14 protein-coding genes and 2 pseudogenes are annotated in these 14,394 nt (G+C 45.3%); 13 read left to right on the top strand and 3 right to left on the bottom strand.

Annotated features, from left to right (window positions below; translation table 11 throughout):
- Positions 1-151 precede the first annotated feature (151 nt).
- The 11 genes and pseudogenes from tnpA to ACLGGO_RS32220 all read left to right on the top strand — a co-directional run bounded on the left by tnpA (position 152) and on the right by ACLGGO_RS32220 (position 9,411).
- A pseudogene (gene tnpA / locus ACLGGO_RS32270) lies at positions 152-506 on the top strand (IS200/IS605 family transposase).
- Positions 507-512: 6 nt separating this feature from the next.
- On the top strand, positions 513-1,691 hold the full coding sequence (locus tag ACLGGO_RS32265) for a hypothetical protein (RefSeq protein WP_446422382.1): 1,179 nt from the start codon (positions 513-515) through the stop codon (positions 1,689-1,691).
- A 145-nt stretch (positions 1,692-1,836) separates the two neighbouring features.
- Complete coding sequence (locus ACLGGO_RS32260) at positions 1,837-2,922, top strand: hypothetical protein (protein WP_446422381.1); 1,086 nt, start codon at positions 1,837-1,839, stop codon at positions 2,920-2,922.
- 65 nt (positions 2,923-2,987) lie between these two features.
- Positions 2,988-3,509 carry a hypothetical protein gene (locus ACLGGO_RS32255; protein WP_446382642.1) on the top strand — a complete coding sequence of 174 codons (522 nt, stop codon included), beginning with the start codon at positions 2,988-2,990 and terminating at the stop codon, positions 3,507-3,509.
- Positions 3,510-3,583: 74 nt separating this feature from the next.
- Positions 3,584-3,787, top strand: a complete 204-nt coding sequence (locus ACLGGO_RS32250; RefSeq protein WP_446422380.1) for a DUF2997 domain-containing protein — start codon at positions 3,584-3,586, stop codon at positions 3,785-3,787.
- Between the two features lie 2 nt (positions 3,788-3,789).
- Complete coding sequence (locus ACLGGO_RS32245) at positions 3,790-5,466, top strand: AAA family ATPase (RefSeq protein ID WP_446422379.1); 1,677 nt, start codon at positions 3,790-3,792, stop codon at positions 5,464-5,466.
- A 47-nt stretch (positions 5,467-5,513) separates the two neighbouring features.
- Complete coding sequence (locus tag ACLGGO_RS32240; RefSeq protein ID WP_446422378.1) at positions 5,514-6,401, top strand: WGR domain-containing protein; 888 nt, start codon at positions 5,514-5,516, stop codon at positions 6,399-6,401.
- Between the two features lie 128 nt (positions 6,402-6,529).
- Positions 6,530-7,099, top strand: a complete 570-nt coding sequence (locus tag ACLGGO_RS32235; protein ID WP_446382650.1) for a hypothetical protein — start codon at positions 6,530-6,532, stop codon at positions 7,097-7,099.
- Positions 7,100-7,102: 3 nt separating this feature from the next.
- On the top strand, positions 7,103-8,464 hold the full coding sequence (locus ACLGGO_RS32230; protein ID WP_446422377.1) for a DUF6884 domain-containing protein: 1,362 nt from the start codon (positions 7,103-7,105) through the stop codon (positions 8,462-8,464).
- A gap of 48 nt (positions 8,465-8,512) precedes the next feature.
- Positions 8,513-8,899, top strand: coding sequence for a hypothetical protein (locus ACLGGO_RS32225; RefSeq protein WP_446422376.1), 387 nt, complete (start codon positions 8,513-8,515; stop codon positions 8,897-8,899).
- 11 nt (positions 8,900-8,910) lie between these two features.
- Positions 8,911-9,411: a hypothetical protein gene (locus tag ACLGGO_RS32220; RefSeq protein ID WP_446422375.1), complete on the top strand. Its 501-nt coding sequence runs from the start codon at positions 8,911-8,913 to the stop codon at positions 9,409-9,411.
- Here ACLGGO_RS32220 and ACLGGO_RS32215 read toward each other — a convergent pair.
- From ACLGGO_RS32215 to ACLGGO_RS32205, 3 genes are read right to left on the bottom strand one after another with little or no spacing between them, the layout of a single operon-like run.
- Positions 9,355-11,052, bottom strand: coding sequence for a helicase HerA domain-containing protein (locus ACLGGO_RS32215; protein ID WP_446422374.1), 1,698 nt, complete (start codon positions 11,050-11,052; stop codon positions 9,355-9,357). The two genes, ACLGGO_RS32220 and ACLGGO_RS32215, sit on opposite strands and share 57 nt — an antisense overlap.
- A gap of 17 nt (positions 11,053-11,069) precedes the next feature.
- The gene (locus ACLGGO_RS32210) at positions 11,070-12,200 is read right to left on the bottom strand and encodes a hypothetical protein (RefSeq protein WP_446422373.1); all 1,131 of its coding nucleotides are present in this window, start codon (positions 12,198-12,200) and stop codon (positions 11,070-11,072) included.
- A gap of 5 nt (positions 12,201-12,205) precedes the next feature.
- Positions 12,206-13,285: a DNA methyltransferase gene (locus ACLGGO_RS32205; RefSeq protein ID WP_446422372.1), complete on the bottom strand. Its 1,080-nt coding sequence runs from the start codon at positions 13,283-13,285 to the stop codon at positions 12,206-12,208.
- 33 nt (positions 13,286-13,318) lie between these two features.
- On the opposite strand from ACLGGO_RS32205, the gene ACLGGO_RS32200 reads away from it, so the two are divergent.
- Positions 13,319-13,510 carry a hypothetical protein gene (locus tag ACLGGO_RS32200; RefSeq protein ID WP_446422371.1) on the top strand — a complete coding sequence of 64 codons (192 nt, stop codon included), beginning with the start codon at positions 13,319-13,321 and terminating at the stop codon, positions 13,508-13,510.
- A 230-nt stretch (positions 13,511-13,740) separates the two neighbouring features.
- A pseudogene (locus tag ACLGGO_RS32195) lies at positions 13,741-14,394 on the top strand (helicase-related protein); the annotation flags it as partial.

Here is a 14,394-nt window from a genome sequence, read left to right as displayed (position 1 = left end):
ACTGACTGCCAGATGGACGTATTTTGTAGACGTAGCTTAAAATCATGACTGACTGGATGTTGTCGTTAATGCTATGTTATCAACAAAACAAGTATAGCACAAAAACCAACCTTCAATGCAATAATATAGAAAGAACAATCACTCGGTTTCAATGGTAAATTACCATTTAGTCTGGACGCCCCAACGACGGAAAAAAGTCCTGGTAGGAGACATAGAGAGGCGACTAAGAGAAATCATTTGGGAAGTATGCCAAGAAAAGAAATGGGCAATTATTGCATTGGAGATAATGCCCGACCACATTCACTTGTTTGTTAACACTCCAGTTGGTGTAGCCGCTCATCAAGTCATAAAAGCAATTAAGGGTAGAAGTTCTCAACTACAAAGACCAAGAATTTCCACAACTATTAAAGCTTCCTTTTTTATGGACTCATTCCTATTTCGCCTCTACCGCTGGAAATGTCAGCAATGAAACGGTTCGACGCTATATTGAAAACCAGAGGAAATGACGGCGAATGAATTCGCCGTGTCGGACTTCATCCCCGATTTTAAAATACGGGGATGAAGTCCTCCCGCTTTTTCTCTGTGAGGAAACCCGATGTGCTGCTCTTTTCAAAGCATTGCAATACCCAGACCAAGGGAAAACCCTTATCATCAAAGCATTGCACGATTCGGCGTGGCAGGTACGGTGGACAGCGTATCGCTTGCTGATGCGCCTGGAGGAAGTCGATGGCATTAGCAAAGCGGATGCAAACGAAGCCAAATATCGCCAGCACTACCCAGATTTTAGGCGTTCTGAATCAACTGAAGTACATTCACTTGCCAAAAATCACCTGAAGTCGTATCTGGAGGAAGAACTGGGGCAGTACAGCGGTGCTATTGTCGGTACTGATTTCCCCGTGAGTGTAGCGCCTAACCACGATAGGATTGCCGATGTTGTTGCTATATTCCCAACCGGGTATATGGTTGCGTTAATGGTAGCAACGGAACCCATCAAACCCCAAGAATTAAACTATCAATCAACGGTATTGTTTAATGCTGGAGTTGATGTCATCTGGTGGTTAGGCGAAAAAGCGGATACCTTGAGGAATAGGCAATGGTCATTCCAATACTGTGATTGGACTTATATTTTGAATCTCTCAACCTGTCCGATTACTGACAACAGAGAACAATCTGAGGTAGAGTTTAAGGAATTAAGTCAATATAGTTTTAATCATTTAACTGACAAGGTTAAAAGGATTAATTGGCTCCTCCAGTATATGGATTTTGGGAGTTATCCGGAGGAGTTGATGGTAGAAAAAGAATCCTTACAAAATTTATTACAAAGTGGTCAAAGCACCAATGGGCTGGGTCACTCAATTTTTATCCGAGCCATTCGGCAAACTTTCCACACTTGGAGACGGCTGAACAATGCCCAGTTAAAACGAGGGTTGCTGATTCAGAATAAAGGGATAAGAAGTTTTGGCGGCGTGCTGGGTTCGCTCAACAGTCATAACCATCATACCAGATTAACAGCGATCGCTAAGATGAATGATGGATATTGGCAAGTCACAGACGACGAGCAACTGATGAATTCTTATTTGGGGTTCCCGCGCAAGTTATTCCCTCCAAGTGGTGTTCAAGCCATGAAACACAGAGCGCATACTATTGCCAAAATTAAAGCAGCATCCCAGGCTTTGATGGCTAAGGATTGATTGTTGGTTAGTCTATTTTTACAAATTATTACGTCTGTTTACGTTTATCTTTTTACCCTTCGCTTCACTCAATCAGATGCTTTTTACTTACCAAATGCTATCGCGACTGCTCAAAAAAGCGCGAAACAATTTGTAATAACTGACTATGACCCCAGCAACCGTCGAACAAGCCACCTTCCTACAAAACGCCACCATCCAACAACACAACTTATCTGCCCTTAATAAAACCCGCATCCGCTTCAAAATTGGACTGAAAAATACCACCCGCAAAACTGCACCCAAGTGGCAGCAAATTCTCAAAGCTAATACTGCCCAAACAGACGGCGAAGAACATACATCCTCTGACTTGGAAAAAGTCACCCGTTCCGAAGTCGGACTGCGGGGAATCTCCTGCTTCAAAGCCCTTGATGAAGCCACAACCCAACTGCGACGTGAAATCGATTCAATTAAAGATTGGATGACCCTTGATGATGGCGATTATATCTGCACTATAGAACTAGCACCCTTAGTCTGGCAACGGCTGATAGAAATTCGGGACGTTATTGCCCCCTCTCTGCGCCAAGAACTCAAACAAAAGTATGCATCGGGACGAGCAGAATTTGAAAATCGTATTGAAGAATTCCTCAGCGCCCAAGCGTGGAACCTCACAGATGATGAGCGGGAAGTAGCCCGCACTGAATTAATCACTAAGTTCCCCAAGTTTGAAGAGTTGGAAGATTACCTACAAGTCGTTATTGGTCGCCCAGTTATTATCCCGGCTTTATCCGAACAACTCAACCAAGAACAAGCCGATTGTTTAAACCGAATTACCCAATTTATTGCCGAATATGACTCTAATCTCCAAGCCAGTCTCCAAAAAGCTGCCATTGCTGGCGGTCAGCAACTCGCTGTTCAACTGCTCGAAGATTTGAGCCAATGGGAACCGGGTAAAAAGCCGGCTCGATTCCGCAAACGAATTGAAAAACATCTGCAAAAGATTCAGGTTCTCATTGGCAATGCTAGCCCGAATAGTTCTTCGACCTTAGCACAACTCATGGAGCGCATCCAAAAGGTCTTAGAAACTGCCTCTGTCGATGCTAAAAAGCTCGATTCCCAGGGCAAAGGAGCGCTCCAAGAAAAAATGGATCAAATCTACCAGCGACTGCTGGGAGAACAGCGAAAACTCATAGAACTGGCGCAAGAGGAAGGACTTGATCGCTCTGAATGGGTAATTTTCAACGGTAATTCGTGATTGGTTACCCATGACCGTTTTTTCTGTTTTTTTTCAGAGTAGCCAACTTTTTGCTAACAAAAATTATGTCCCATTTTTCATCAATTACCACAAAACTCACTGACCCGGAAGCTCTCACCCAAGGTCTAACGAACCTGCTTGCTGCTAAGGGAATCAACGCTCAAATCGAAGTTCATGATTCTCCCGTCAAGTTAATTAGCGACTATTCCCGCCGCGATATCGCCTATGGACAAATCGTCATTCGGCGCACCTATTTGAATACTCCGTCTCACTCTGCTTTGTTAGATGTAGGTTTCCTTTGGGATGAAAAAGAAGGAGGGTTTCAACTCCAAGCTGACCCTTGGGATTTTAATCAGAATGCTTTAGGGAAAGCTTTTACTAAAGACGTGAAGGGTGGCTATAGTTCTCCAGTCAATACCTTTGTTGATGAAGTGCAACTTGCCCACGATCGCGCTTATATCAACATCCATTATCCTCCAGAACTCTGGAACTACACGGAAACCGCTCTAGAAGACGGCTCAACCCGGATTACGCTTAGCCAAAAACCCAGCCTGACTGAATCCGTTGAAGCTACGGCTACTTGGTAATTCACAACCTGTATAACTGCCCCTGAAGGAGGTGCTTCCTTGCATCTCCTTTGCTTTTTTTTATTACGGAACAAATGATGAACTCCCCAACTCAAATTCAAATCACTCTCAAAGCCGGACAACCTCTGAAAGTGGAAGTTCTTAATGCCCAAGGTTCGACCTGCACAAAACTCACACAGGCTTTGGATAAATTAGGAACCGCCTCCACAACCCTTAAACCGGAATACTACCAAGACCCCTCTGTCACCCTCACCGACGGCATCAATATTGGAGAATAACCATGGCACTGGACACTCAAGAAATCCGGCGACTGTTCAATGCCGGAATTGCCACCGTTGCGATTAATAGTCCCACCAGTTGCGAATTAGCGGTCACGGATAAAATCGCCAGTGACATTGCTGATTTGGCAGGAAATAGACCCTTTGAGTTCTATATCTGGGATTTAGCCAAAGGACTCCAGAAAGTCGAACCAACAACCAGAAGCGGTCAAATTACAAGCTTCAAAAAGTCTCCGGCGGCTAACTATAAAACACAAGGACATCCTGTTGAAGCATTACTCAAACATATCGAAGCCGAATGTCAGTCTTCCTCCCCCAACCGGACTCTGTTTCTGATTAAAGACTTGTACCCCTTTGTCGGTGGGATTAATCCCAATCCCGTTCTCGTGCGACTGGCGATCGATTCTTGGACGGCTGCCAAGCGATCGCCTAACCGAATTATCATCCTACATGACAACCTCATCACCCCAAGAGCCTTTGAAGATTTAGTGGTTGATTTGGAAAATCCCCTTCCCTCTGAGGTAGAAACGGAAACCATTCTGTCCTACCGAATTCAAGCACTGCAAAAAAGTGCCAGAGGGCAAAGCGTGGAGTTTCCGGTTGAACTGGACCCCAAAAACCATAAGCGATTGGTTCGCGCCCTCCTGGGAATGACACAAGAGGCGGCTGATGATATTATTCAGTACTGCGCCGTCACCCATGGTCGCTTGGATGAAACGACTATTGAGGTGGTCAACCAACTCAAAACCCGGAAATATGCAATCCGGGGAATTGAATACGCCCCGGCGCCGGATGTGGAAGTTCAGGGATTACCCTTTCTCAAAGAATGGGCGACAACAATTACACCCTTGCTAGAACCCGAAGCCCAAGAACTTTATAACATCCCATTCCCTAAAGGAGCATTAATTGTCGGCGTTGGCGGTACAGGTAAGAGCCTTTCGGTGAAGTGTTTTGCCAAAGAATGGGGATTGCCTGTGATTGTACTGGATACAGGCAAGCTGATGACCAAGGATTTGGGTGGATCTGAATCCAATCTCAGAGACGCGATCGCGGCTGCTGAGAGTATGGCACCGTGCATTTTGTTTATTGACGAGATGGATAAGATGTTTCCCGGTAGCAGTGGGAATGAAACTGATGGCGGTACGAGTCAGCGGATGTTCGGCTATTTCCTAAAATGGTTCCAAGAACGAAGTGCATCGGTCTTTGTTGCCGCAACAGCCAACCGCCCCTGGGGATTTAAGCCCGAACTGCTGAGGCGCTTCTCCCGCGTCTGGTATGTTCCTCTACCCAATACTGAAGCCAGAGAACAAATCTGGAGAGTCCAACTCCAGTACTACAAACTTTCTCTGAGTCAAGCGGATATTTCTCGATTAGCGATCGCCTCAGCGGGATTCACGGGTGCTGAGATTCGGAATATCACTGAATCCTGTGCCAGTATCGCTTACGCCCAGCAGCGTCCTACTCAGGTAACTACGGAGGAACTGCTCCGCCAAGGGAGCATCAAACCCCCACAGTTTACTAACTCTCAAGAACTCGAAGCTTTAGAAGAGTGGGTGCGTTCTGGACAAGCTCATTGGGCGGCACCTGACCCGCGAACGAGTACCCATCCAGAAGTTACGGATCGTCAGGTTTCTTGGGAGCGAAATATCATTTTACCCGATTCATCTGACTTTAATTAATCCGGTTCATGGTTCATGGTTCATGGTTGATTAAAAAGCCATGAACTATGAACTCTGAATCATCAACATTAGACTTCACCGCCCTGGCGTTCAATTTAACTAATATTAAACGCATCCTCATGATTGACAAAAGTCTCGCCATTACTCACAAATCCTTAATCAAAGTAGACCCCCAGACCAATGCCAACAAATTTTGGCAAGCTTGGCTCATGCCCGATGGCAATTTGTACGTCGAGTACGGACGAGTTAATTATTCAGCCAGAAGCCATGTTTACCCGTGTAACTCTATAACGGTTGCTGAGCAAAAACTCGCCTCTCTCCTGACTAATAAACTCAGCAACGGCTATCAAGAAGCTATCGTTGAATTCAATAGTTTTCAACAATTAGACTGGAGTTATTTTGGAGCTAATGCTGAAACTTTCAAAGAAAAATTGGCTCAAATTACTTCATTAGCAAATAAAATTGCTGACCATACCTCCCTTAAGTTTGATGCCATCCAAGGTGTATTTATATCACAACTCGGTATCATTTCTGCTCAGACTATACGCCAAGCAATCCCAACACTCCAACAAGTCTCGCTTCACCTAGCTAATCCCCAATCTCGTCAATTTAATCATGCCGTTGCCGACTACCTCACACTTATTCCTCTAACCGTAGGGATGAAGCTAGATGCACGTTCCCTACTGGGAAATCCCGAAAAGATTGCAACTCAACGAAGAGTTTTATCCCAACTGGAAAAGGCACTTGATTTAATCAGCCAACTCCGTCAAGAAATGCTAAACGAAGCGGTTAAATCACCTAAGAACTCTACAGAGCTTGACCGAGCTTGGTGGATCTCTTGGGGAGTCTTTCTCGTTGACCCTCCTACAAAGCCTTCTCAAACAGCAGAAGATTTCCGCTCTACACACATCTGTTGGACAAATAAAGGCTGCTAGCATTTTTTCTAGATAGACCACAACTGAACGGCATCAGTCCACTCATCAGGAGGTAACCCTTCCTGAACAGGGTTGAAAGAGTGGATGACTCCCTTAAAAAATTGACCTTATTCGACTTGCACTCAATCATGAAAATTGCCAGATATCGCCTCAACCGAAAATCTGGACTCATCTACCGAACCCTAAACAACTCTTCCTATTTAGAAAAAATAGGAAACACACTCACTGGTATCATCCTCCACGCCACTCCTATCACCTTTGGCGAACCTTTTCCCCATATGCCGCCCCAAGAGTGGATTGGACTATGCTTTATCGATTTCCAATATAATTGGGCTTACGCCCTGTTAAATAGCGGCAAATCTAATGCTTTAGCTCCTTTTTTAAGGTACAGAAATTCGGTCAAAAATCTAGCCAATGTCGTTACAAAAATCACTTTGTCCCCACAAAGGTCAAAGAATGGTTCTCTGTGGTATAGTTACGCCTTTGCCGCCCAACCTTTATCCGACCAACGAGTAACAGAAATTCTCCTCAACCTTCCGGCTCTTCCCCTGATTGACCCAGAGGTAAATCTAGACTTTCCTAAACCATCTGAGCCAATTCTCGATTCCCTGGAACCCGATGAGCGAACGAAATTTATCATCTGGAACGAAACCCTCTCTACCACCAAGCGTCTACCCAGCGATGACACCTCTTTTTGAACAATGAATACTCCTCGTTTTTTTGCGGCATTTGGCAAGGGGGACTTCATCAAATACCAAGGCAAACGGTTGGGGTTTTGGGACGTAATCGGATCTGGGATTACCCCCTACGGCTATATATATTCCTTGGCTTATCAGCACGCCGTATTTCCCGATCCTACTATTCCCTTATTCGGCGATTGTGGTGCGTGGACTTATCGAAAGCAAGATACTCCAACTCTTTTCCAAGACATTGTTGATGCACAATGGGCGATTCGCTCTTATCAAAAACGTTTACACCCCAACCAGGAAACCTATGTCACTGCACCCGACCATATCTTATTCGCCAATCTCAGCCGCTGCCAACGCGAAGCCAGAAGGGAATTTAATTGGATTAACGCTCGTAACTTCTTAGAACTTGCCAAAACCCAGTTGCCTCATACAACCCCTGTTGCTGTTGCTCATGGATTATCGGTTTGTGAACGAATTCGTGCGGCTTTAGACTTAATTAAGTTAGGCTACAAGCTAATCGGATTGGGGGGACTCGCTACTATTGGCAACGTCTCCCACGCCCTAACTATTATTCAAACCGTTGCTAACCAACTCCACGGTTCGACTTCCCTGCACATCTTCGGACTATGCGCCCCACGCTATGCTAGAGCCTTTGCCCAACTTCCTAGGGTGTATTCATTCGATGGCTCAACCCATATCAGAGAAGCTTTTCAGGGCAATTTCCTGCAAACGGTTGAGGACAAACTCGTCAGACACCACACTGAAAAAGAAAGAATTACTATTCCCCTGTGCCACTGCTATCCCTGTCGCCACCTTAAGAAATTGGGAATCGAACCCCGCTGTTGCAACACGAGACCTAACAACTTGGGGCGAGTTGTACATAATCTCAAAAGTCTGGTAACTGCTCAAAGAAACGCCCAGACGAACCGTCAGATCTTACTGATTGCTGGGGTGGCTAAAAAGCTAAACCACAAAGCACCTGCTATTGAACTGTATTGCTCACCGCTATTCAAGGCAACCCGACGTTACGCCGATGCCACAGCCAATGAATTTTATCTGCTCAGTACCCTCCACGGTGTTGTACATCCACAGCAAATTCTTGAACCCTACGAGTGCAATCCCTACAAACTAACCCCTTTTCAACGACACGCTTGGTGCAACAAGGTGATCAATCAACTGAGAGCGATCGCACCCTTGGGCGCTGAGTTTGTCATTTTAGGGGGACGCCAATATTACGCAGGAATTATTGAACCGTTAGAAGCTGCCCAACTCTACACCGTTACTACCCCACTCGCTGGTCTCGCCATTGGCAGGAAACTGCACTGGCTTAAGGTTAACACACCTTCATTTCGGCAGCTTTCCTTAGGAATTTAGATTGACCAATCTAAACCCTCGATATCCGATAAGTAAGGAGAACGGATAATGGTTAATCCAGCTATCAATTCAAACGGGAACACGGTTAAACCGATTGCCCCCCAACGGAATCTTTGTGAAAGAAAAATTGGCATAGAAATAGACGTTTTTCCCCACGCGGATTGGTCAAACTTTAAAAATCCCAAATTTAATTACTTGCAAGACGTTATTAAACGTAACGCATCTAGCGGAAACCGTCAAGACTGCCCACGATATCGCATTGTCGCCGCTCAGATAGTTCCCCCCTTTGATTTTGATGAACCCCCAACCTGGCTCTACGGACTCAAGCCGATTAATTATAAAGGCCAACTCTCTGTTAGAGAGATTGATTGGTACGGTGAAGATGAAATCTGCGCCTCATCTGAAGAGACTTTACTTGGCGATATTGAGTTTTAGGATTTTCAGTTATGTCAAAACCAGCCCATCCCAGAAAATCTCTCTCCTCTAATAACTCTCCTGCGGATAAGAATAGCAATCCAGACTCTCATTCCCTGGAGGAAAACACCACGGCGGACGAAAGTTACAACTTTCAGAAAGCCCGAATCATTGTTCATCTAGAGATTCTCCCCAGTTCTGAAGATAACCAAAACCGACTTGTAAACATTGGAGTTGGAATCAAGAACGACCCGCCACTTTTAACCACAACTACACTCTCTGAACTCAACCTGCCTCCAGTTATTCAACAGATGCTGGAGGAGCTACAATCGCAAATGCCAGAGAGAGCAGCAGCGGCAATTGAGAGAAAGATGTGGCGGCAAAAACAGGAAGATCCCGATGCCTACGAGTATCTGCTGCGGAAGTTTGTCGAGACGAGTGAGGGAAGGAGAGGAATATCCGCAGCAAGCTTGGGCTTAGACTGTGACACTGATTTCTGTTTTGATATGAGCATCCAAAGTTGCATTATTTGAATCAGCTAAGGACTGCCAACTATTAAAGAATTCCATTGGCACGGTTACAGACTCGCTAGAGCCAACTCCTATAAATTGACCACTAGCAACAAAAGGTCTACCTCCCATTGTCACGACGTAATCGTAGATATTACAGCCATCCTTACCTAAAACAGACTCCATATTGGTCTGGTCGGCTACTGCGGTTATTCCTTTGCCAAAGAAGAAGGTTCCCATTTGAGTGAAAGCATCTTTACTGATAGATGAAGGGCGCTGATCTGCCAACCACCAACCTAAACCATACTGTCGTGTCGTGCGGATTCCATCTATTAACTCTTGTTGCAGAGCTTTCTGCTCATCATCCTTTGGAGTTTGAGGAATAAAACGATTGGCTTCATCTACATAGACAATGGCATTCGAGTATGTTCGGCGGTAGTACAAATGAGATGCTCGACGCCGAAAACGTTTGTAGAGAGTTCCAAGGATGAAGACATTGACTGGATTGTCATAACTCCGGATGTCCAGAAAATAAACCTCTCCTCGGGTCAGTACACTATCTACTAAATCATTGAGTCCTACACCCTGAGTAAATCGTCTTAAAACCCGCTCGAATGTGGGACGAATCCGTCTCATATTTCTTTGCTGTACTGTCTCAGCTTGTTGGACTCGGTTCTGAAGTTGGTTGGCACTGCCAGAATAAACAAGAGGAATACTTTGATTAAATCTATTCAAAAATCTCTCTAGATTAATGGCTTCATCACCTTCAACAATAAGCTGCCCATCTTCATTAGTAAATTCAGCTAGTGTTAATTCCAGCAGCAACTGCCATTTATCTCCTGTTGTCGTAGGGATAATCAGCCTTTTAAAATTCTCAATTTCAAGAAGCTGATCAAACTGTCTTGCTTCTTCCAATCGTAAATTTTCAATATCCACAACTTGGACAGTACGTCCGTTAGATTCCAGGAATCCTCGTAAATCTAAATCTCGCCTAGACGGGCGGACAAAATCTCCCTTGCCATCTGGAATAAATGCACCCATTGTCTGAGTAGAGAGCAAATATAACGCCAGCATAATCTTGGCTGCATGGGTTTTACCAGCACCTGTCTTTGCCAAAAATATTGCGTGACGAGCTTCACCCCATCCATTTTCATCAGTTGGGTTAAAACTTTTGCAAATAATTGGAACGTGAATAGCCTCACCTACCAGGGAACCAGGATATCGCAAAAATTTTTCAGTTTCTGGGGCAAAACTATTAAAAACTCTTTGAGGGATTGCTTGTTCATCCTCTTGGGGGATTAGGGAGTCGTCATCTAGGCTTAGTATCTGTGAACCACTGGGCGGATTAGCACGTAGAGGTGCTGCGCGATCATTCACCTGTTGTGCAATCGGTTTCGCTACGGCCTCTTCATAATCTCCCACTTCAGAAAGGTAAGGAATTGAGCCTCTAGCGGCAATCACTGGCCCAAAACTTCCATCTTCATGGACAGTATTGCGTCGATCTACTGAAACTATTTGGCATAGCACAGAGACAATATCACCATTGCCAGATCGAAAACGCAATAAACCCAATCTTCCGAGCAACTCATTGCCCAATGAAGTAGAGCGCACAACTCCATAAAACTGACGTTTGCGCGTTGAGCCAATGCTGATATATTCTGACATAACCTTTATTCCCTTAATTATGTGCGTAATCGGCGAATTAGCTGAATTGAAAAATCTGTCTCAAAATCTTGAATATTGGCAACTCCAACTGTTTGATACAAGCCAGGTAGACGCCCTGTGTGGCGTTTTACTATCTGATCGACTAAGAACTGTTCTAACGGTTCGTGTATAGTTGGAACGCTCATGCTGTCTCGCACGGTTGCCAGCATTCGAGCAAACATGGCTCTATCATTTCGTAGCAATTCTCTATTAAATTCAATACGTTTGACTGGCGACCAAGCATGAGGCTTAAAGTACACAGAACAGATACAATCAGCCCCTGTACTTGTAAGGGTAGCGTTGTAAATTTCTTTAATATCATTTTGACTTGCAAACAGTGAATCGGTATGTACATTTAGCTGCCCAAAGCCACTTTTTGCCAAGGGTTTAGGCTCTGTATATTCTCCTGGGTGTAGGACTCCTAGCAGGAAGACTTTATCTAGCAGGTTTAAAGTACCTTGTCCATATTGGTCACAGTAAAAGCGCGATACTCCAGCCTTGGAAATTGCAATGTTTCTTGGATGTCTGACCGCATTAATAAAGTGCCCATTTTGAGCCAACATCGGTCTGAGGTATTCCGCTAAAATTTGCTGATCATTGTCGCTATTATTCCGTCGATAGTTCACCAGCGTTCTGTTTACATTTTCAAGCAATGAAACCCATGAATTATCTACTATGCAGAAACTTTCCTGTTCGTCAGCTTCACAGATATCACGTACCTCCATTGCATTACGGACTCCGTACATCAGAGCTGCGGCTTCTTCCTCCTCAAATGCTAGCCTTTCCATAGAAATGCGTACATCATAGTTATGACGTAACGAGTAGCGCACGCATAACACGAAGCACTGCGTTCCGAATCCAATGTTGAGGATATTATTTCCTCCGTCTACCGCGACCATTGGCCCTAGTCCTTGAACTGGCTCTGATTGCCGAATTACTCCATCTGAAAACATTCGTTCGCGGGCATTTCTCAACTCCTGAGCTACTTCAGGTCTGTCTAGCTGACGTAGGCTTTCCACATAGTCTCTGATATCAGCTTGGAGGACTTCAGCAAATTGTTCCGAGATGGGTACGGAGCCAGTATTTTGATCGGAGCTTGAGGTATACATCTTAGTTAATGCTCCTGACTCATCTGGAAGATTAGTAGGTCGCGATCCGTATTAACCATCTGGCGGTTTTCCCTAGCCCATTTCATGACACTGGAGGAAATCTGGTGATTTGATAAGGGGACTTGAATTCTGCGAACCAGATTCCATTGGTCATCAGTAAACTGCTGAATGACTTGAAAAACTGTATCGCCTACCCATCCATAAACATTCTGTACCAGAATTGCTAGATACCCCTCTGTTAAGAGTGCTTTACGGCAGTTGTTCGCTACAGTTCTAAGCGCATTTAGGAAATCGCGTTGATTCATCTGAGATAAGCAGTGAGGATGGTTGTCATAAAATCCTTTAGCGATCGCCCCATAGGGCGGGTCGATGAAAATTAGTTTTGCTCCCCAAGCTTCAGAGGGTATTCCTATGAGTGCATCATTTTGTTGAATATCGGGGCGCACTGATACTAGATCATAACCTAGACAACGCCGCTCCAACAACTTTGCAGCATCTACTGTGCTACCACTACCAGCCATCAAATCTATAACCAAATCCCCTGGGTCTGTAAAATAATGAATCACGTTGGCAGGAATCTGTCCAGGAATTCGACCTGGATAGTCAATGCCAAATCTAGGGTCGCAGTGCGAGAAGTACCAGAACGTTCCGCAGCGTAACCAGGAAAACTTTCTAGGGTCGCCATCCCCAGCAATTGCTAGGCGAATATCCTTACTACTCCATTGCTTTTCAGATGCTTGCTCTAGCCAGTAGCTTGCTCTTTCAGGATCTCTCTTCATTGCTTCAATGTGATGGCTAATGCTGAGCTGCTTGAAACGAACCTGTGGCGGAAAGAATTGAGCCGTCCTTGCCAAGAGGCATAGTCGCTTTTGAGAAATACCACATGCGACAGAAAGTGCCTGCAAATTATATCGGCTATGTCCCTTCCACCGAATTTGTACCTTGAGAGCCAAATCTGCCAGATCCCAAGGAGATTTTGCCCCAGATAGCCCAGAGAAGGAGCAAGCCAGAGTTAGGATCTTAAGCCACTCTTTTGCTACAGCTTTACTTGAAATTCCGGTCAAAGCTGCTTGGATTTGTTGCATAGAAACAATAACGCAGTTAGGAATTAACTATGATTGCTGCTGAAATTAAGAGCTAATCTCAGCAGTAATCATGGCACGCTTGTGTTCAAGCTCGCCACCCCTATATATTTCCGCATCGTCTATTCCCCCAGTAACAGCGACAGCGAAACCCTCAAACAATATTACCTGAGTGAGGCACAAGAGAAGCAAGTCCGCAAAGCCTTCGCCTCCAAGTGTATCGTCTAGGTTCCACTCGCAACCCTCGGCTGAAGCGTTAATTTTCATCGAATCCCACCCTAACGATTTTGTCTACGACGAGACGCAAGGCATCCTCACCGTCACGGGCTACTTTTCGGCATCTGACCGCCAAACCAATATTCCTAATCGCGTACAAATTCTCAAGGAAAAATTTACGAATAGTGTGGGGCTGCCAAACGCGACTGCTCAAAAAAGGGCGAAACGTTCTACTCAAGACAATGAACTCGCCCTACAACTTGCACAACCTTCCCCAAACCAAAGGCATAAAAACCAAACTCCAAAAGAACATCCGCGCCATCAAACTCCTCCAACAACTCCAACGAGAAAACCAAAAACCCACCGAAGACGAACGCCACCAACTCGCCGCCTTCGTCGGATGGGGAACCGTCGCTAGTGCTATCAACCGGGATACCCTGGAACTGCTACCCGATAATGACCTCAATACCGACAACGCCTTCCAAACGCCTCAAAACATTATAGAAGCCATCTGGAGTGTTCTAGAAAACCTGGGCTTCAAATCAGGACGTATCCTGGAACCCGCCAGTAACATTGGTTCATTCCCAGGATTTCAACCCTCAGACTATCGCCACCAATCTGAGTGGGTCCTCATTGAAATCGACCCCATTGCCAGCGCGATCGCTCGCCACCTCCACCCCGATGCTATAGTATACGGCAGTAGCACCAGCACCAAAATCGGCTTTCAACACGTCGAACTCCCTGCCAACAGCTTTGACCTAATTATCTCCAACTTTCCCTTCGGAACTACCGCCCCCTTTGACCCCAAATACAACCCAGTTGTCAGCAACCTGCACAACTACTTCTGGGCAAAAAGCTGGGACGCATTGCGAAACGGTGGCATTATTGCCGCGATA

The organism is Coleofasciculus sp., from assembly GCF_046565525.1.
GTDB lineage: Bacteria > Cyanobacteriota > Cyanobacteriia > Cyanobacteriales > Coleofasciculaceae > Coleofasciculus.
Note: the sequence above shows the minus strand (reverse complement) of the source record. Positions and strands in the feature narration are given on the sequence as shown.